Source organism: Parviterribacter multiflagellatus (assembly GCF_056863265.1).
The window spans coordinates 220,550-239,555 of record NZ_JBXPIZ010000007.1 but is presented as its reverse complement, the minus strand read 5'-3'; the positions used below and the strand labels follow the sequence as shown (position 1 = coordinate 239,555).

The following is a 19,006-nucleotide window of genomic DNA, read 5'->3' as shown; positions in this document are numbered from 1 at the left end:
GTTCGGTGAGCGACACCTGTCAAAGCAAGTTCGTGCATATCGCACAAGACTTGGCGCATCGGCGCTCATCACGAACACATACGTGTCCCTGCCTAATACTGCGCGGCGCGCCGCGCCTCAGCGGGCGGGGACGCCCAGCGGGAGGCCCGCCGCCGCCGTCACCCGGAGGCGCTCGAAGCGGGCGGTGCCGGCCCCTTCGCCCTGGGTCGGGCGGCAGGAGAGGCCGATGCGGGTCGGCGCCACGCCGCGGCCCGCGCGGCCGGTGACGAGCGGGACGCGGACGCCGCGGCGCACGACCGCGGCGGTGAGCGTGCCGTCCGCGCCGGTCGTCACCACGAGGCGGAGCGGCTTGCGGCGCGGCACCTTCACGGACGGCCCGAGCCGGACGGCGCCCGTCCCCCGGCGCCAGACCGCGAGCGCGCGGCCGTCGCGCACCTCGATGCCGCGCTGGACGCCGTCGCGCTCCCGCACCACCAGCGCGGGCGCCCCGTCGGTCTCCCCCTTGCGCGGCGGCAGCACGGTCACCGACACCTCGAACAGGTCCGATGCGACCTGCCGCGTGAGGAGCGCGTGCGTGTCGCAGGCGAGCGCGAGCTGGCCGTGGCCGACCGCGAAGGTTGGCGGCTCGCGGCGGATCACCCACTGCCAGCCCGGCACGAGCCCCGGCCCGGCGAAGTCGTCGGCGAACGTCACCGCCCGCGGCGCCTGCCCCGCCCCCAGCGGCGCGTCGCCGCCGACGTCCGCGGCGCCCGCGTTGCCCATCGCCAGCCACCCGTCGGCGTCGACCCACGCGCGCGTCAGGACGCCCTGCCGGCGCCGGTTGAGCAGGTCGCCCGCCGCATACGCGTGGTGCAGGTAGAACAGGCGCCCGTCCGGCGTGTCGACCAGCGTCCCGTGACCGGGGCAGCGCAGCGTCGGCGAGCTCTGCAGGATCGGCCGCCGCGCCTTCTCGTACGGCCCGAGCAGGTTCGCCGACCGGGCCACCGCGGTCACGTACGTGCAGGGCGGCTTGCAACAGTTCCCGCCGCTGTAGACCAGGTACCACCACGGCCCGCGCTTGATCAGCGACGGCCCCTCGGTCACCCCGCGCTCGTACGCGCGCTCGGGCGCGAGCAACGGCAGCGCGTTGCCGAGCACCCGCAGGCCGCCCAGGTCGACCTGCTGCGCCCACAGCCCGCCGCCGTGGCCCTTGGCCTTCCACACGAGCCAGTGCGTGCCGTCCTCGCGCTTGACGGTCACCGGGTCGATCGCGCCGCCGGTCCGGCACGTCAGCACGCCCCGGTCGCGCCACGGTCCTTCCCCGCGCGCGGCGGTCGCCGCGCCGATGCAGAACCGCCCCGGCCGCTCGAGCCCCGCGTAGAGCACCACGAGCCGCCCCTCCGCGTACGTGATCTCCGGCGCCCAGAACCGCCCGCCGTGCGCCCACTCCGGCGCGTCCGGCAGCACCGACCCGACCTGCCGCCACGTCACGAGGTCCCGCGAGTGGAGGACCGGGAAGACGGGCGCCCAGCGGTCGCTCGTCGCGGTCGCCCAGTAGTCGCCGCCGACCCGCACGACCGACGGATCGGGGTAGTCGCCCGGCAGCACCGGGTTCGAGAAGGTCGTAGCACCGGCCACCGCGGGGGCGGCGAGGGCCAGGAGCGAGAGGGCGAGGACGAGCGCGGCGGCGCGGAGGCGTCGGGCGAGCACGGACCGCGCAGGGTACCGCCGCCGCGCACCGGAGCCCTCCGGGCCGCCCGGTACCGTGGCCCGCTGCATGACCCCCGACGGACGCCACACGCGCCGTCGCTTCCTGCGCACGTCGGCGGCCGGCCTCGGCGGCGCCGTGCTGCTGGGGAGCGGCGGGGCGATCGCCCGCTCCGGCCGCGGCGCCGACCTGGCCGCGCGGCCGCCGATCCGCAAGCCGGGCGTCCCGCTCAACCTCGTCGTCGTCAACCTCGACACGGTCCGCGCCGACCACGTCGGCTGCTACGCCCAGGACGCCACGCGCCCCGCCCGCGCCGCCCGCACCCCGTCGATCGACGCGCTCGCGAAGGACGCGCTGCGGTTCCGCCACGTCCGCCCCGAGTCGCTGCCCACCGGCCCGACGCGCCGCTCGTTCTACACCGGCATCCGCACGTTCCCCATGGACGCCTGGAAGCCGGAGGACGACTCGCCGCACATCTACGGCTGGCAGCGCATCCCGGCCGGCCAGACGACGATCCAGGAGGTCCTGGGTGCCGCCGGCTACGCGACCGCGATGGTCACCGACAACACGTGGCTGCTCAAGCCGTCGTGGAAGCGGTTCCGGAACACGTTCGGCACCTGGCGCGGCATCGAGGGCCAGGAGCACCAACGCCTGCGCGGCGGCGTGCGGACGAAGCGGATCGAGCTGGCCGACCACGTGACGCGCGAGCTGCGCCGCAGCGACGACAAGCGCGTCCGCGCGCACCTGAAGGTGGTCGAGACGTACCTCAGGAACGCGTCCGGCCGCGAGCGCGAGGAGGACTGGTGGGCGCCGCAGGTCTTCCGCGGCGCGATCGACTGGCTGGAGACGCACACCAAGACCGCGCCGACGCAGCCGTTCGCGCTCTTCGTCGAGTCGTACGACCCGCACGAGCCGTGGGACCCCCCGAAGAAGTACGTCGACCTCTACGACGACCCCGGCTACCGCGGGCTGGAGCCGATCCAGCCGTTCTACGGCGGCGCCGACTACCTCACGCGCCGCCAGCAGCAGCGCATGCGCGCGCTCTACCGCGCCGAGCTGACGATGGCGGACAAGTGGTTCGGCACGCTGCTCGAGCGGCTGGACGACCTGCGGCTGCTGGAGCGGACGGTCGTCGTCTTCTGGTCCGACCACGGCATCTCGCTGGCCGAGCGCGGCTACGTCGGCAAGAACCCAAGCCAGGTCTACGCGGAGATGGTCGACGTCCCGCTGCTCATCCGCCACCCCGAGGGCCGCCGCGCCGGCGACGTGACCGACTACCTCGCGCAGTGCCACGACATCGCACCGACGGCGCTGGCGATGCTCGGGTTCGCGGCGCCCGAGGCGAGCGAGGGCCACGACCTCGCGCCGCTCTTCCACGGCGAGGAGCCGCAGGAGCGCAAGGTGCAGACCGCCGGCTACAACGACTACGTCTGGGCGGGCGACGAGCGGTGGAGCTACATCGACTCCAACCGCTTCACGGACCCCAAGCTCTACGACCGGACGAAGGACCCCCGCGAGCGGCGCGACGTCAGCAGCGCGAGCTCCGCCACGGTGCAGCGGATGCGCCGCGCGCTACGCGCCGACGCGGGCGACCGCCCGATCCCCCGCTACCGCTGACGCCCCCGCGCGCCGCGCGGCCACGCGCGGCGCGATCAGCAGCCACAGCCCCGCGACCCCGCCGGCGACCAGCACCGGCATCACCGGCAGGTTGTGGCGCGCCTCGCTCACGAGCGCGATGTTGATCAGCGTCGTGTAGCCGACCACGATCGCGATGGCGCCGAGTTCGACCCGCCGCGGCCCGCGCAGCAGCACGAGCCCGCCGACGAGCCCCGCGAACCCGACCGCCACCAGCAGCAGGTGGTAGGCGGTGATCCACGCGCGGTGGTTGCGGTACGTGCCGACCGTGTAGTCGCCCCACAGCCGCCAGGCCTTGCGCCCGGACATCGCGGTGAACCCGACCGGGTCCCCGAGCACGTGCTCGCGCAGGTTCTCGAACGCCGCCGCCCGCAGCGCGCCCTCGCGGTCCAGCTCCGGCCGCCGCGCCGCCACGGTGTCGATCACCTTCTGCTGCGGGATCCGCCAGAACGGCTCGTCGTCGAGCTCCGGGTACCGGCGGCCCACCTCGTCGCGCAGCTCCCGCTTGAGCCCGAACATCGACCCGTCGCCCGGCGTGTACGTCCCGACGAAGAGGTTCGACGCACCGCCGCTGGAGATCGGCACCGGCTTGCCCGCGACCGACGACGCGTAGATCGACCACGGCAGCGTCAGCAGCAGGATCCCGCCGAGCATCCAGCCGCCCGCGCGCAGCCCGACGTCGCGGCCCAGCCCCCGCCACACCACCGCGGTGAACAGCAGCAGGATCAGGAACGGCACGGCGACGAGGTCGACGCGCGTGAGCACCGTGACCCCGAGCGCGAGGCCCGCGAACGCCGCGCTCCCCCGCGACGGCCGGCGCAGCGCCAGCACGACCGCGATCAGCGCGCACGTCAGCACCAGCGCACCCATCGGCTCGGTCAGCAGGTCGCCCGTCACGCCGATCAACGGCGGGTAGAACGCGATCGCGCCCGCCGCCAGCAGCCCCGCGACCGGCCCGGCGAGCAGCAGCGCGAGCACGAAGACGGCGGGGATCGTCGCCGTCGAGAAGACCCACTGGACCGGGTACGCGGACGGGACGTCCCACCGCTCCCCCTCGGTCAGCACCGGCCGGATCTCGTGTGCGGCCGCGAAGACGAACGGCGCGGCGGGCGGCCAGCGGACCGGATCGGCCATCTCCGGCGCGTCGTAGGTCCCGTGCCGCGCGAGGTTGCGCGCGATGCGCGCGTACGCTCGCTCGTCGACCGACTGGTAGTCCGACGGGTTCGCCGCCGGCTCGACGCGCAGAGCGCCTCCCCCGACGGTGATCAGGCACAGCAGGCCGAAGACGACGGCGTTGGCGGCGACCCAGGCGCGCATCGCAGCGCCACAGCCTGGCAGGCCATCCGGAGGGAGCGCTCCGGGCCGCCGGGGTCAGGCCGCTTCCGCGACCTCGCGCGAGGCCATCCAGAGCGGCACGTCGTCCGCCCACATCGGCTTCGCGAAGAGGAACCCCTGGGCCTGGTCGCAGCCGGCCTCGGCCAGCGTGCGGGCGATCTCGGGCGTCTCGACGCCCTCGCCGACCGCCTCCAGCCCGAACCGGTGCGCGATGTCGACGACCGAGGCGAGCAGCCGGTGGTCGCCGATCACCAGCGAGCGGTCGACCTTCATCTCGTCGAGCGGGAGCTGGCGCAGCTGGCCGAGCGAGGTCTGGCCGGTGCCGAAGTCGTCGAGCGAGAGCCGTACGCCGAGCGAGCGCAGGTCCTCGAGCACCTTCAGGGCGCCCGGGAGGTCGCTCATCATCGTCTCCTCGCTGATCTCCAGCGTCAGCGCGGAGGCGGGCACGTCGTGGTCGGCGAGCAGGTCGGCGACCGCGGCCGGGATGCCGACGTCCATCACGCACGGTCCGGCGAGGTTGACGGCGACCGGCAGCTCGATCCCGGTGTCGGACCACTGGCGGTGCGTGCGCAGCGCGGCGTCGACGACGTGGAGCGTGAGCGGCCGGACGAGCGACGTCAGCTCGGCGGCGGGGACGAACTGGCCGGGCGGGATGAGCCCGTGCTCGGGGTGGCGCCAGCGCACGAGCGCCTCGACGCCCTGCACCTCGCGCGCGCCCGCGAGCGAGACCTTCGGCTGGTAGGCGAGCACGAGCTCGCCGCGGCGGATCGCGCCGCCCAGCTCGCCCAGGAGCTGCAGCCGGTCGCGGTTGTGGTGGTCGCGGCCCGGGTCGTAGACCTCGATCGAGGAGCGCCGGCGCTTGGCGACGTACATCGCGACCTCGGCCCGGCGGACGATCGTGGCCGCGTCGCGGCCGTGGGTCGGCGCCAGCGCGAGGCCGATCGACGCGTCCACGACGACGGCCGTGCCGCCGGCCTGGAGCGGCGTGCGGAGCGTGTCGGCCAGCGCCTCGGCGAGCGTGCGGGCGGTCTGCTCCCCCGCCTCGCCGCTGCGCAGCACGGCGAACTCGTCGCCGCCGAGCCGCGCCACGAGGTCGTCCTCGCCGGCCGCGGCGGACAGGCGCGCGGCGACGTCCACGAGCAGCTCGTCGCCGTGGTCGTGGCCGAGCGTGTCGTTGATCTCGCGGAACCCGTCGAGGTCGATGATGAGCAGCGCGGCCGGGCCCGCCTCGACGGCGGCGGCGACGCGCTCGAAGAGGAGCGTGCGGTTGGGGAGCTCGGTCAGCGCGTCGTGCGTGGCCTGGCGGCGGTTCTCGTCGACCTGCTTGCGCAGCGCGCCGGAGACCGAACCGACGAGGCGGAAGAGCGCGAGCCACACGATCACGAACCCGCCCGCGACGAGCGACCACATGGTCAGGACGTCCGAGCGCGCCGCGGCGGCGGTGCCCGAGTAGTCCAGGTAGACCTCGAAGGCGCCGGCGGGCTCCTCGCCCGCCTCGTACCGCAGCGGCGAGTAGACCGACATGACCTCCTCGCCGTGGCCGTCGTCCTCGGTGCCCTTGGCGACCGTGGCGACGCGTTCGCCGCGCAGGGCGGTGGCGACGTGGGACGTCGGCGGCTCGGGGTTGCCCGCGATCTCGCCGGTGCTCGAGTAGGCCAGCTCGCGCTTGACGTTGTAGACCTCGACCTCCTTGACGCCCAGCTCGGCCAGCTGGCCGCCCTGGAGGTTCTCGTCCAGGTGCGCCTCGGTGCCGAAGGAGATGCGGCCGGTCGTCAGCTCGGACTTGGGGATGTACCGCCGGACGGCGATCTCGCCCAGGATGCCGGCCTTCGCGGCGGCGTTGTCGAGCGCGCGATCGCGGATGCGGTCCTGCAGGACGAAGCCGAGCACCGAGGCGAGCGCGGCGAGCGTGACCAGGCTCACCACGCTGAACGTGGCAACGGGCGATCGGCGGACGAGGTCCATCTCACCGGTACATCGACCGCTCCATGCGGAACTTCACTGGGGCTACGCCAGGGGCGTGCGCGCGGGCGGCGGGAGCGGGTCGTAGCGGTCCTCCAGGCGCGCGACCGGCAGCACGATGACGCCCTCGCGCGGCTCCCCCACCCAGCACCCCAGGCCGGCGGCGAGGCCGTACGCCGCGAACGCCGCCGCGCAGGCGTCCAGCTCGTCGAGCGAGCGGTGCCACAGGCCGCCGTCCGGGTCGACGACGCCCTTGAGCTTGAGCGCCGCGATGCGCTGCTGCAGGCCCGACGGCGTGCGCTTGTTCGGCGGGCGGTGGCCGAGCAGCGCGCAGAAGACCGCGTCGGGGTACGTCTCGGCGACGCGGCCGAAGCGCAGGTCGCCCGCGGCGATCGGGCCCTCGAGCGCGTCGCCGGCCTCCGGGCGGAACAGGCCCAGCGCGGGCTCCAGCGCCTCGAACAGGTCGAACCCGACGCCGATCCACGCCTGCCACTGCGTCAGCGCCTCCCCGGCCGCGGGCACCGGGTAGAGCGGCAGGCGGCGGCGGAAGAGGAGCATGTCGCACACGCGCGAGCGCTCGTAGCGGCCGGGCTGCAGCCCGAACCGGTCCCGCAGCGGCTCGCCCTCCGCGAGCAGGTCGAGCCGGTGCCCGGACGGCGCGTCGACGGCCACGACGGCCTCCCCGCCGAAGCCCCGCACGGTGCGCGCGACCTGCTCCACCGTGCCCGGCTCGTAGAACGTCGCGATCAGCTCCTGCCCCTCGGGCCCGGGCCGCTCGTGCAGGGTGCAGAGCTGCTGGTTGCCCGGCTTGGCGGAGACGTCGATGCCGCAGTACCTCATAGCCTCCCCCTCCATGGTTGCCGAGCGCCTCGCCGCGCGCACCCTCGAGCTCATCGACGTCCCCTCCGAGTCGCGCGACGAGGGGCGCCTGGCCGAGCACGTGCTCGCGGTTCTCCGGGATGGTGACGTGCCCGTGCGCGACGCGGGTGACACGTGCGTGATCGCGGGGCCCGACGACGCCCCGATCGTGCTCGCCGGGCACTTCGACACGGTGCCCGCGCAGGACAACCGCCCCGGTCGCCTGGAGCAGGACGGGAGCGTCGTGCACGGGCTCGGCGCGGCCGACATGAAGGGCGCGCTGGCGGTGATGGTCGAGCTGGCGCTGGCCGGCGTGCCGGCGCGGTACGTCTTCTTCGGGCGCGAGGAGCTGCCGTTCCACGAGTCGGCGCTGACGCCGCTGCTCGCGCGCGAGCCGTCGCTGCGGGACGCCGCGCTGGCGGTCGTGATGGAGCCGACGACGAACACGATCCACGCGGGCTGCGTCGGCAACATCAACGCCACGCTCACCGCGACGGGCAAGGCCGGGCACAGCGCGCGGCCGTGGCACGCGGAGAACGCGATCCACCGCCTGACCGCCGCCGTCTCCGCCGTCGCCGCGCAGCCGTGGACCGAGCGCGAGTTCGAGGGCCTGACGTTCGTCGAGGCGATGTCGGTGACGCAGATCGCGGGCGGGATCGCGCAGAACGTGATCCCGGACAGCGCCACCGCGCACGTCAACTACCGGTACGCGCCGGGGACGTCCGCCGCGGACGCGGAGGCGCGCCTGGAGGAGGTCGTCGGCGGGCTGGAGGGCGTCGCGCTGCACATCATCTCCAACGCCCCGTCGGGCGCGGTGCCGCCGCGCAGCAACCCCTACGTGACGCGGCTGCTCGACGCCGGCCTGCCGTGGGAGCCCAAGCAGGCGTGGACGCCGGTGGCGGAGCTCGGCCTGGCGGGCGTCGACGCCATCAACCTCGGCCCGGGCGAGCCGCGCTTCGCGCACACGCGCGAGGAGCAGGTGTCGGTCGCCGCGCTGCGCCGCTCGTACGAGCTGCTGGAGACCCTGTGCCGCGGCTGAACCCGGTCCTCACGGGCCTGCCTGGCTACCCCTTCGCGCGGCTGACGGAGCAGAAGGCGCGGCTCGTCGCCACCGGGCGGCGCGTGATCGACTTCGGCGTCGGGGAGCCGCGTGAGGAGACGCCGGCCTTCCTCCGCGCGGCGGTCGCGCGCGCGATCGAGGACGAGCCCGTGTCGGCCTACCCCCTGGCCGCCGGGATGCCCGAGCTGCGCGCCGCCGCCGCGGGCTGGGTGGCGCGGCGGTTCGGCGTGACGGTCGATCCGGACACCGAGGTGCTGCCGACGCTCGGGTCCAAGGAGGCGATCTACGGCCTCGTGTCGGTGCTCGACGGCGCGGTCGCGGTGCCGACGCCGGGCTACCCCGTGCAGGAGCGCAGCGCGCTGTTCGCGGGGCGAGAGGTCGTGCGGATGCCGCTGACCGCCGAGCGCCGCTGGCTGCCCGACCTCGACGCGCTGCCGTGGGAGCGGCTCGGCCTGCTCTGGCTCAACTTCCCCGGCAACCCGACGGCGGCGACCGCGCCTCTGAGGTGGCTGGAGGAGGCCGCCGCGCGGTGCCGCGCGCACGACGTCGTGCTTGCCAGCGACGAGGCGTACATCGAGCTGTGGTTCGACGGCGACCCGCCGCCCAGCGCGCTCGAGGTCGGCGACCGGCGCGGCGTGCTCGCGTTCCACACGCTCTCCAAGCGCTCGTCGATGCCCGGCTACCGGAGCGGCTTCGTCGCGGGCGACCCCGAGCTGATCGCCGCGCTCAAGCGCTTCCGCCCCAACGTCGGCACGGCGCCGCAGCGGTTCGTCCAGCGCGGCAGCGTCGCCGCGTGGGAGGACGACGCGCACGTGGTCGAGATCCGCGAGCGCTACCGCCGCAAGCGCGACGCGCTCCTCCCCGCGCTGCTCGCGGCGGGGCTGGAGCCGGCGGGTGGCGACGCGTCGTTCTTCCTCTGGCTGCGCGTCCCCGACGGCGACGACCAGGCGCTCGCCACGCGCTGGCTGGACGAGCACGGCATCGTCGTGGCGCCGGGCTCGTGGCTCGGCGCGGGCGGAGAGGGCCACGTGCGCGTGGCCCTGGTCCCGACCGTCGAGGAGTGCGCCGCGGCGGCGGAGATCCTCGCCGCCGCGCCCGCGCGGCCCTAGTCGTTGGCGTGCAGGGCGGCGTTCAGGCCGCCCCACGTGCTGCTGCGCGCCAGCGCGTGCACCGCGCCGGTCTCGCTGTCGCGGCGGAAGAGCAGCCCGTTGGCGCCGCTGAGCGTGCCGGCCTTGACGACCTCGCCGTCCGGCGTCGTCACGCGCGTCCCCGCGGTGACGTAGAGGCCGGCCTCGACCACGCAGTCGTCGCCGAGCGCGATGCCGATGCCCGCGTTGGCGCCGAGCAGGCAGCGCTCGCCGATCGCGATGACCTCCTTGCCGCCGCCGCTCAGCGTGCCCATGATCGACGCGCCACCGCCGATGTCCGAACCGTCGCCGACGACGACGCCCGCGCTGATGCGGCCCTCGACCATCGACGCGCCGAGCGTCCCGGCGTTGAAGTTCACGAAGCCCTCGTGCATGACCGTCGTGCCCTCGGCCAGATGCGCGCCGAGCCGCACGCGGTCGGCGTCCGCGATGCGCACGCCGGACGGCACCACGTAGTCGGTCATGCGGGGGAACTTGTCGACGCCGTAGACCTCGAAGTGGCGGCCGAGCGCGCGCGTGCGCAGGCGGACGTGCTCGACCTTCGCGAGGTCGACCGGGCCGAGGCTCGTCCACGCGACGTTCGCCAGCGTGCCGAAGAGGCCGTCGAGGTTGACCTGGTGCGGCTTGACGAGGCGGTGCGAGAGCAGGTGGAGGCGCAGGTACGCGTCGCGCGCGTCCTCCGGCGGCTCGGACAGGTCGGCGATCCGCACGACGACCGGCTCGACCCGCACGCCGCGCAGGTCGTCGATGCGCGCGGTGTCCGGCAGGCCGTCCACGCGCTCGGGCTCGGCGTCGATCGCCGGAGCCGGGAACCACGCGTCCAGGACGCGCCCGGAGTCGACGTCGACGGTGCTCAGGCCGGCGCCGGATGCGCCGCGGGTCTCGTAGCCGCTCATAGGGCCACGAACCTAGCGCGCATCCGGCGCCGCCTGCGTCAGCGCAGCGCGACCGCGCCCGCCGTCACCGGCGCGCCCGCCCCGTCGGCCCGGAAGCGCGCGACGGCGGGGAAGTCCGCGGAGCCGGCGCCCGCTGCCGCCGCGATCCGCCGGGCGCGCTGGCGCACCGTGAGGCGGATCTCCGTCCGCTCGCCCGCGTCCAGGTCCACGCGGGCCACGCCGAGCACCGGCGCGGGAACGAGCACGCGCAGCTCGATCGTGCCGTGGCATCCGCTGCCAGGCGCGGCGATGCAGCGCACCTCGATCGCGGCGCGGCGCTGGCGCACGATCGCCGTCTGGGCGGGGACCGCGAGCGGCGATGCGCCGGCGAGGTGCCTGATCTGGGCCTCGCAGGCGTAGGACGGGGCGTTCCCGGTCACGCACGCGCTGGGCGCGTCCTGGGCCGGGGCTGACGCGGCCGCAGCGGCCGCGATGGTGAGGGCGGTGGCGACAGCGGGCATGGCGGGGACGATCCCGCCGCCCGCTTACCGCGCAGCTACCGGGGAGTTGCGCCGGGGTTGGGGTGCGGTTGCCACTCGCCGTCGAACACCTTCACCGCCCACCCGGTCAGGTCGACGTGCAGGTCCTCGGCGACGTCGACGACCAGCTCCCCGCCGTCGAGCTCCACCGTCACCGGCGAGTCGCCGCCGCGCAGCACGTGCGCGATCGCGGCGCCGGTCGCGCCGGTGCCGCTCGACATCGTCTCGCCGACGCCGCGCTCGAAGATGCGCGCGCGGATGCGGTCGGGCGCAAGGGGCGTCCAGAAGCTGACGTTCGTGCGGTTCGGCCAGCGCGGGTCGGTCTCGATCGGGCGGCCGACCGCGGGCAGGTCGAGGCCCTGCAGCGTCGCCCAGTCCGCGACGCGGATCGAGCACTGCGGGTTGCCGACCTCGAGCGCGACGTAGCGGAAGCCGCCGATCTCGCCCTCCTCCTCGACGATCCGCGCGCGGCCCATGTCGACACGGCAGGAGCGGTCGTCGAGCACGTGCGCGCGGATCTCCCCCGCCACCGTGCGGATCGAGAACTCGCGGCCCGGCGCCCAGCCGTTGTGATGGAGCCACATCAGCGCCTCGCGCGCGCCGTTGCCGCTCAGCTCCGCCTCGCTGCCGTCGGGGTTGAAGATGCGCAGCCGCGCGACGAACCCGGGCTCGTCGGTCGGCTCGATCAGCAGGACGCCGTCGGCGCCCACGCCGAGGTGGCGGTGGCAGATCGCCTGCACCGCGTCGGGGTCGAGCGGCTCGGTCACGATCAGGTAGTCGTTGCCGAGCGCCTGCCACTTCTCGAACTTCATGCGCCGAGGATCATCGCGGCAACGTCGTCCGGCTGCGTCGTGGTCACGTCGATCAGCTCCACGCCGGGCAGCTTGCGCATCCACGTCAGCTGGCGCCGTGCGTAGTTGCGCGTGCGGCGCTTCATGCCCTCGACGTCGCCGGCGAGGAGGTCGTCGAAGCCGAGCGCCTTGCGCGCGGTCTCGCTCGCGCCGGCGGCGTTCGCGCGCAGCACCTCCTCGCGCGCACCCTGCGCGACCATCTGGTCGACGCGCCGGCCGATGCGGGCGTACAGCGCGTCGCGCTCCATCGTCAGGCCGACGAGCCTGGTCGGGTGGCGCGTGTCGGCCGTCCAGAGCTGGTTCTCCTCCTCGGCGCGCGGGGGCTCCAGCTCGCCGAGGTCGCTCAGCTCCAGCCACCGCACCACCCTCGACCGATCCCGCACGCCCACGTGCTCCTTCGCCCACGGCGCCCGCCGCACCAGCTCCGCGTGCAGCGCCTCGACGCCCTCCGCCTCGAGCGCGCGCTCCCACTTCTCGCGCAGGCCCTCCGGCGGCGGCGGCCGCAGGTCCAGCTCCGCGAGCGCGGCCCGCAGGTACAGGCCGGTGCCGCCGACGACGATCGGCGTCCGCCCGTCCGCGAGCAGCCCGTCGATCTCCGCGTGGGCGAGCTTCGCGTACTCCCCGACCGAGAACGTCGCGTCGACCGGCAGGAAGCTGACGAGCCGGTGCTCCAGCCGCCGCTGCTCGGCTGCGCTGGCGGTGCCGGTGAGGACCTCCAGCCCGGCGTAGACCTGCAGCGCGTCGGCCGACACGGCGACGGGCGCCGCGCCGTCCGCCCGCAGCCGATCGGCGAGGGCAAGGGCGACGTCCGTCTTGCCGACCCCGGTCGGCCCGAAGAGCGCGAACACGGTCGGCGGCGGCACCCCACCCAAGCTACTGTCGGATCCATGGCGGTGCGGATCGGAAGCGCGATGGTCGTCGGGGGCGAGCCGCTTCCCGCGGCGGCCGAGGCGGCCGTCCAGGCGCGCGCCGGGCTCGGCGGCGAGCCGGCCGACGTCGCGGTCGTGTTCGCGTCAGGCGAGCACCTGCTCGACCCGCACGCGACGCTCGAAGGCGTCCACGAGGGCCTGTCGCCGCGGGCCCTCGTCGGGTGCGGCGCCGGGGGCGTGCTGGAGGGCCGGCGGGAGATCGAGTCGGGCACCGCGATCTCCGTGTGGGCGGCAGCGTTCGACGGCGGTGAGGCGCGCTCGTTCCACTCGCGGGCGATCGAGCAGGACGACGCGATCGCGGTCACCGGCCTGCCCGAGCTGTCGGGAGCGTCCGGGGCGATCCTGCTGCCCGACCCGTTCAGCTACCCGACCGACCTCGTGCTCGCGGAGCTGACCGCGCGGGCGCCGGGCGTGCCGGTCCTCGGCGGGGTCGCGAGCGGCGAGTCCGCGTCGGGCGGCCCGGTGCTCTTCCGCGACGACGAGGTGCTGTTCGAGGGCGCGGTCGGGCTGCGGCTGGAGGGCGTCGAGCTGCTGCCGTGCGTCTCGCAGGGCGCGACGCCGGTCGGGCCGGAGCTGACGATCACCGCCGGCGAGGGCAACGTCATCGCCGAGCTCGCGGGCCAGCCGGCGCTCGCGAAGCTGCGCGACGTGATCCTCGCGCTGGAGCCGCACGACCGCGAGCTGCTCTCGCGCGGCCTGCTGCTCGGCGTCGTGATCGACGGCGACAAGCCCGAGTACCTCCACGGCGACTTCCTCGTGCGCGGGCTCGCGGGCGCCGACCCGGACGAGGGCTCGATCGCGGTCGCGACCGCCGTGCGCCCCGGCCAGGTCGTGCGGCTCCACGCGCGCGACGCCGAGACCGCGACACGCGACCTCCACGAGGCGCTCGGGCTGCGCCGCGAGGCGCTCGGCGCGCAGGACGCGGCGGGCGCGCTGGTGTTCACGTGCAACGGCCGTGGGCGCGGGATGTTCGGCCGCGGCGACCATGACGCGGAGGCGATCGGCGAGGAGCTCGGCGACGTCCCCGCCGCCGGCCTGTTCGCGGCCGGCGAGATCGGCCCCGTCGGCGGCGGGTCGTTCCTCCACACGTTCACCGCCACGCTCGCCGTCTTCGCCCGCTAGCCCGCCCCGCCTCGTCGCCGCCGCACCTGCCAGGCTTCCGCCCCATGGACATCTCGGGTTCGAAGATCCTCGTGACAGGGGCCACGGGTGGGCTGGGCCAGGCGATCGCCGCCGCGCTCGGCGACCGCGGCGCGAAGCTCGTCCTCACCGGTCGCCGGACCGAGGTGCTCATGCCGCTCGCCGCGCCCTACGGCGCCGAGGTGATCGGGGTCGACCTCGCGGACCCGCGCGCGGTGGAGCGGCTCGCGCAGGAGGTCGCGGACGTCGACGCGGTCGTCGCGAACGCGGGCCTGCCGGGCTCGGGTCGCCTCGACTCGTTCACGCCGGAGGAGATCGACCGGCTGCTCGACGTCAACCTCCGCGCCCCGATCATGCTCGCGCACGCGTTGACGCCGGCGATGGTCGCGCGCGGCCGGGGCGCGTTCGTCTTCATGTCGTCGCTGTCGGGCAAGTCCGCGGCGCCCGGAACGTCGCTCTACAGCGCGACGAAGTACGGCCTGCGCGGCTTCGCGCTCTCGCTGCGCGCCGACCTGCACGGCACCGGCGTCGGGGTGACGGTCGTCAACCCGGGCTTCATCCGCGACGCGGGGATGTTCGCCGAGTCGGGCGCCGAGCTGCCCGCGGGCGTCGGGACGAAGACGCCGCAGGACGTCGCCCGGGCGGTGCTGCGGGCGCTCGAGAAGCACCCGGCGGAGATCGACGTCGCGCCGGTGCCGCTGCGCGCGGGCGCGGTGTTCTCCAGCGTCGCGCCGGGAGTGGCCGAGGTGGTCACGCGCCGCCTCGGCGGCGCGGGCATCGCCGACCGCATCGCAGCCGGCCAGGCGGACAAGCGCTAGCGCGTCACTCGCCGGGCCCGGCCTCGAAGTCCACCCGCGCGTCCGGCACGGTCGTCGACACGTGGCGCTCGCGCTGCTCGTCGCGCTCGAACCGCCGCGTCTCGGGGCCGATCGCCGCGAGCACCTCGGACGCGAGCCGCGGCCCGTCCGCGTTCAGCTCGGGCGCGGCGATGATGCGCACGATCACCTCGTCGCCGTCGATCTCCTCCAGCAGCACGCGCGGCTCGCCGCGGATCGGCGTCTCCACCGCCCGCTGCAGCAGCTGCTGGATGTCGAGCGGCGTCACGCCCGGGCGCAGGCGCGCGCGGAGGTTGATCGCCGCCGGCTCGCGCAGCGGCACGATCGCGACGTTGAGCACGCTGCGGTTGGGGACGAGCATCGAGTCGTCGCCGTTGGTGAAGACCGTGTGGAGCAGGCCGAGCGACGACACGGTGCCCTCCAGCTCGCCCGCGAGGTCGCCGCCCTGCAGGCGCACGCGGTCGCCGACGACGAACGGCCGCGCGCTGAGCAGCACGATGCCGGCGAAGACGTTGCCGAGCGTCTGCTGCGCCGCGAGGCCGATGATCACCGCCGACGCGGCGGCCGCCGGGACGAGCGACTGGTTCGTCACGCCGGCGACCCGCAGCGACGCGAGCAGCGCGACCACCGCGAAGAACAGCCGGATCAGGAAGCCGACGGTGCCGGCCGTCCCAGGGTCCATCCGCCGGAACAGCGCGGGTGCGAAGATGCGGCCGAGGTCGCGCGCGATGCCGAAGCCGATCAGCAGCAGCGCGACCGCCGCGATGAGCCGCACGGGCACGTCGATGCCGAACAGCTCCTCGCGGAAGACGTACAGCGCCAGGGTCGCGCCGGCCAGCAGCGTCAGGATCAGGACCTCGATCCGCGCCCGCTTCACCGCGCGCACGCTGAGCTGCCGGGCAAGCCCGACCTCCCGCCATGCGTGGCTGCGCGTCTCGAACATCTTCCCCATGTCCTGGTGGTGGTGGCGGGGCATCAGGGCCCCTCTGCCCTCCAACCTACGCCGTGGAACGTCAGGGAGCTGTGAAGAACCCGCCCGCCGCGGCCGACGCATGACCGCCCGTCATTCGGAACGCTCGCGTACGCTTTCGCGCTCCGTCCCCTCGCCCGGAGGCCAGATGTACCGCAGGGAAGCCCTCGTGGCCGCGCTCGTCGCCGCCACGCTCGCCGTCGTCGGCGCCGCGCCGGCGGGAGCCGCCGTCGTCGCGAGCGACGTCGTGCAGGTCGACGCCGGCCGCTACCACACGCTCGCGCGCACCGCCGACGGACGGGTCCTCGCGTGGGGCCGCAACAGCGCCGGGCAACTCGGCGACGGCACGAGCGTCCACCGCTCCCGGCCGGTCGAGGTCCAGGGCCTGCCCACCGGCGCGGGCTCCCGGATCGTGGACGTCGCGGCGGGCGCGGAGCACTCGCTCGCGGTCACCCAGGACGGCCGGGTCTACGCGTGGGGGTCGAACTACTACGGGGAGCTCGGCATCGGCGAGGTCTTCGTGGTCAGGCGGCACCTGCCGACGCAGGTCACCCACACCGTCGCGCCCGGGGACCCCCCGGAGCCGGGGGAGCCGCCGACGCCGGGCGACCCGCTGCCGGCGATCCGCGACGTCGAGGCGAACGGGTCCTCGTATGCGATCGCGCAGTCCGGGGCGGTCTACAGCTGGGGCTCGAACATGGAGGGCCAGCTCGGGATCGGCGGCTTCAGCGGCGCCTCCTCCGTCCAGCTCCTGCCGACGCCGATGAGCGTCGTCACCGGCGCGGCTGAGGTCGCCGCCGGCGCGACGCACGCGCTCGTGCGCACGCACGGCGGGACCGTCTATGGGATGGGCGACTCCCGGCTCGGTCAGGTGGGCAACGGCACCCACGGGCAGGTCGAGACGCCGGTGCCGCTCACCTTCGCCGGGCTCGGCGGCGAGACGATCGCGGAGACCGACGCGGGCGGCTGGACCTCGTACGCACGGACGTCCGGCGGCCGCGTCTACGCCTGGGGCAACGACAGCAACGCCGCGCTCGGGGACGGCGGGAAGCACACGACCGTGCCGAGCCCGATGCTGCTCCCGACGAGCAGCATCCAGAACGCCGCCGACCTCGCCGCCGGCGCCGAGTTCGTGCTCGCGCGGACCGGCGGCGGCACGGTCCGCGCGTGGGGGCGGAGCGACGCTGGCCAGCTCGGGGACGGGGTCGTCGACGAGCAGCACGGGCCCGTCGACGTGCCCGGGCTCGCCGGCTCCGCTCAGCTCGCCGGCGGCGGCGCGCACGCGTTCGCGGTCGACGCCGGCGGGACGTTGCGCGGGTGGGGCAGCATCGAGTACGGGCAGGTCGGCAACGGCAAGATCCGCTACGTGCCGTTCGCCGGCACGGTCCCCGGCGTCAACGGCGCGAGCGAGGCGGTCGCCGGCGCAGACGTGTCGCTCGCGCGCATGGCCGACGGCACGGTGATGGCTTGGGGCCGCAACGCGGCGGGCCTGCTGGGCAACGGCACGCGGACGTCCCGGGCCGCCGCGCGCCCGGTCGTGGGGCTCACCGGCATCGTCGCGCTTGCGACCGGCCAACCGAACACCATTGCGCCGGCCAAGGCCGCGCAGCACCACGTGCTCGCCGTCGACGGCGATGGCGAGGTGTGGGCGTGGGGCAGCAACGCACACGGCCAGCTCGGCGACGGGACGACCACCGACCGCCTGCGGCCGGTCTGGGTCTCCGTGCCCGGCAGGGTGACCGCGGTCGCCGCGGGCGGCACGCACTCGCTCGCCCTGACCGACGCAGGTGACGTCTACGCCTGGGGCGACAACGAGGACGGTCAGAGCGGCGCAGGCCCGGCGGGCGAGAACGCGCTGCGGCCGCGCAAGGTGCTCGAACTGCCGCCGGTCGTGCAGATCGCCGCCGGCGTGTCGAGCTCGGCCGCCCGGACCGCGGCCGGCGGCGTCCTCACCTGGGGCCGGAACGGGCGCGGGCAGCTCGGCGCCGGCCCGACGCCCGTCTCGAGCACGGACACGCCGTTCGACGTGCCGCTCCCCGCTGGGCTGGGTGTCGCCGCGACCATCGCGGCCGGCGGCGACCACGTGCTCGTGTCCGGCGCCGGGCAGAGCGTCTGGGGCTGGGGCTGGAACAACATGAGGCAGCTGTACATGGCGCCCGCGGACCCCATCACGGGGGAAACGCGCATCATCGAGCGGACGCCGCTGCGGCTGACGGCGCTGGACGGCCGGCAGGTGACGCGCCTGTCCTCTGGCCTGGTGCACTCGCTCGCCGTGACCAGCGGCGGTGCGGTCCTCGGCTGGGGCTCGAACGAGCAGCACCAGCTCGGGCACGGCACGGTCTACACCGCCGACGCGCCGACCGACGTGCCGCTGCCGGGCAGCGCGCCGGCGAGCGGCGTGTCCGCCGGGCCGACGCACTCGCTCGCGACGACGACCGACGGCAAGGTGCACGCGTGGGGCGACGCCGCGACCGGCGCGCTCGGGTTCGCGGTCCCGGCGCTCGTGCCGACCGCGGCCTCCGAGGGCGTCGCGCCGGCCGACCCGGCAGAGCCGGATCTCGGCCCGCTCGACCCGCCCGGCAAGGACGACGGCGACGGCGGCGACAACGGCGGCGGGGACGACGGCGGCGGCGACAACGGCGGCGACAACGGCGGTGGCGGCGACAACGGCGGCGACAACGGCGGTGGCGGCGGTGGCGGCGGTGGACCGACGCCGCCCGGCCCGGGCACCCCCACCCCGCCCGCGCCCGGCCCCGGCACGCCGGTCTCGCCGCCGGCCGACCGGAGCGCTCCCCGGGCCGCGCTGACCCAGCCCGCGTGCGCGGGGCGGACGAAGGCCGCCTGCCGCGCCTACCGCCGGACCGTCGCCGCGTGGCGCACGCTGCGCGGAACGGCGCTCGACCCCTCCGGCATCGCGCGCGTCGAGATCAACGTCGCCGGCCGGGTCGGCAAGCGCTGGTACGCGGTGTCCGGCGGCAAGCTCGTCACGCGCCCGTCGCGCGCTGCGGCGCTCGCCACCACCGTCCGCGCGACGGTCCGCGGCACGACGTGGACGGCGCAGCTCCCCAAGCTCCGCCCCGGCACGTGGACCATCCGGGTCCGGACCACCGACCGGGCCGGCAACGTCTCCGACTGGGTGCAGACCACGGCGAGGCTCGCGCGTCGCTGAGCTGTCGCACGG

Annotated in this window: 15 protein-coding genes; 6 read left to right on the top strand and 9 right to left on the bottom strand. The window is 75.4% G+C overall.

Annotated features, from left to right (window positions below):
* Positions 1–117: 117 nt before the first annotated feature.
* A complete protein-coding gene (locus AC1UE5_RS16725) occupies positions 118–1,689 on the bottom strand; it encodes a glycoside hydrolase family 43 protein (protein ID WP_482925532.1) in 1,572 nt (523 codons plus the stop codon).
* A 67-nt stretch (positions 1,690–1,756) separates the two neighbouring features.
* Here AC1UE5_RS16725 and AC1UE5_RS16720 point away from each other — a divergent pair, with 67 nt between their 5' ends.
* Positions 1,757–3,304 (top strand): sulfatase family protein, encoded by a 1,548-nt coding sequence (locus AC1UE5_RS16720; RefSeq protein WP_482925530.1) that lies wholly within the window; start codon positions 1,757–1,759, stop codon positions 3,302–3,304.
* Here the strand turns inward: AC1UE5_RS16720 and AC1UE5_RS16715 are convergent.
* The 3 genes from AC1UE5_RS16715 to AC1UE5_RS16705 all read right to left on the bottom strand — a co-directional run bounded on the left by AC1UE5_RS16715 (position 3,260) and on the right by AC1UE5_RS16705 (position 7,459).
* Positions 3,260–4,639: a glycosyltransferase family protein gene (locus tag AC1UE5_RS16715; RefSeq protein WP_482925528.1), complete on the bottom strand. Its 1,380-nt coding sequence runs from the start codon at positions 4,637–4,639 to the stop codon at positions 3,260–3,262. The genes AC1UE5_RS16720 and AC1UE5_RS16715 overlap by 45 nt on opposite strands.
* A gap of 54 nt (positions 4,640–4,693) precedes the next feature.
* Positions 4,694–6,580 (bottom strand): putative bifunctional diguanylate cyclase/phosphodiesterase, encoded by a 1,887-nt coding sequence (locus AC1UE5_RS16710; RefSeq protein ID WP_482925526.1) that lies wholly within the window; start codon positions 6,578–6,580, stop codon positions 4,694–4,696.
* Between the two features lie 84 nt (positions 6,581–6,664).
* The gene (locus AC1UE5_RS16705; protein ID WP_482925524.1) at positions 6,665–7,459 is read right to left on the bottom strand and encodes a DUF429 domain-containing protein; all 795 of its coding nucleotides are present in this window, start codon (positions 7,457–7,459) and stop codon (positions 6,665–6,667) included.
* A 13-nt stretch (positions 7,460–7,472) separates the two neighbouring features.
* Here AC1UE5_RS16705 and dapE point away from each other — a divergent pair, with 13 nt between their 5' ends.
* On the top strand, positions 7,473–8,516 hold the full coding sequence (gene dapE / locus AC1UE5_RS16700) for a succinyl-diaminopimelate desuccinylase (RefSeq protein ID WP_482925522.1): 1,044 nt from the start codon (positions 7,473–7,475) through the stop codon (positions 8,514–8,516).
* Entirely contained in the window at positions 8,504–9,646 is a 1,143-nt protein-coding gene (locus AC1UE5_RS16695) for a pyridoxal phosphate-dependent aminotransferase (RefSeq protein WP_482925520.1), read from the top strand. Before dapE ends, AC1UE5_RS16695 begins: the two co-directional genes overlap by 13 nt.
* Here the strand turns inward: AC1UE5_RS16695 and dapD are convergent.
* The 4 genes from dapD to AC1UE5_RS16675 are packed head-to-tail and all read right to left on the bottom strand — an operon-like array spanning position 9,643 to position 12,813.
* Positions 9,643–10,581: a 2,3,4,5-tetrahydropyridine-2,6-dicarboxylate N-succinyltransferase gene (gene dapD, locus AC1UE5_RS16690; RefSeq protein WP_482925518.1), complete on the bottom strand. Its 939-nt coding sequence runs from the start codon at positions 10,579–10,581 to the stop codon at positions 9,643–9,645. The genes AC1UE5_RS16695 and dapD overlap by 4 nt on opposite strands.
* 38 nt (positions 10,582–10,619) lie before the next feature.
* Positions 10,620–11,081, bottom strand: coding sequence for a hypothetical protein (locus AC1UE5_RS16685; RefSeq protein WP_482925516.1), 462 nt, complete (start codon positions 11,079–11,081; stop codon positions 10,620–10,622).
* Between the two features lie 35 nt (positions 11,082–11,116).
* Entirely contained in the window at positions 11,117–11,911 is a 795-nt protein-coding gene (gene dapF, locus AC1UE5_RS16680) for a diaminopimelate epimerase (protein WP_482925514.1), read from the bottom strand.
* Positions 11,908–12,813, bottom strand: a complete 906-nt coding sequence (locus AC1UE5_RS16675) for a tRNA (adenosine(37)-N6)-dimethylallyltransferase (RefSeq protein ID WP_482925512.1) — start codon at positions 12,811–12,813, stop codon at positions 11,908–11,910. The genes dapF and AC1UE5_RS16675 overlap by 4 nt, the downstream gene beginning before the upstream one ends.
* A 24-nt stretch (positions 12,814–12,837) precedes the next feature.
* Between AC1UE5_RS16675 and AC1UE5_RS16670 the strand changes: the two genes are divergently transcribed.
* Together AC1UE5_RS16670 and AC1UE5_RS16665 are read left to right on the top strand one after the other, a co-directional pair.
* Positions 12,838–14,001 (top strand): FIST signal transduction protein, encoded by a 1,164-nt coding sequence (locus tag AC1UE5_RS16670; protein ID WP_482925510.1) that lies wholly within the window; start codon positions 12,838–12,840, stop codon positions 13,999–14,001.
* 44 nt (positions 14,002–14,045) lie between these two features.
* A complete protein-coding gene (locus tag AC1UE5_RS16665) occupies positions 14,046–14,837 on the top strand; it encodes an SDR family NAD(P)-dependent oxidoreductase (protein WP_482925508.1) in 792 nt (263 codons plus the stop codon).
* A gap of 4 nt (positions 14,838–14,841) precedes the next feature.
* On the opposite strand, the gene AC1UE5_RS16660 is transcribed toward AC1UE5_RS16665, so the two are convergent.
* Positions 14,842–15,831, bottom strand: coding sequence for a mechanosensitive ion channel domain-containing protein (locus AC1UE5_RS16660; protein ID WP_482925506.1), 990 nt, complete (start codon positions 15,829–15,831; stop codon positions 14,842–14,844).
* Positions 15,832–15,994: 163 nt separating this feature from the next.
* Here AC1UE5_RS16660 and AC1UE5_RS16655 point away from each other — a divergent pair, with 163 nt between their 5' ends.
* Entirely contained in the window at positions 15,995–18,994 is a 3,000-nt protein-coding gene (locus AC1UE5_RS16655) for an RCC1 domain-containing protein (RefSeq protein ID WP_482925504.1), read from the top strand.
* Positions 18,995–19,006: the final 12 nt, after the last annotated feature.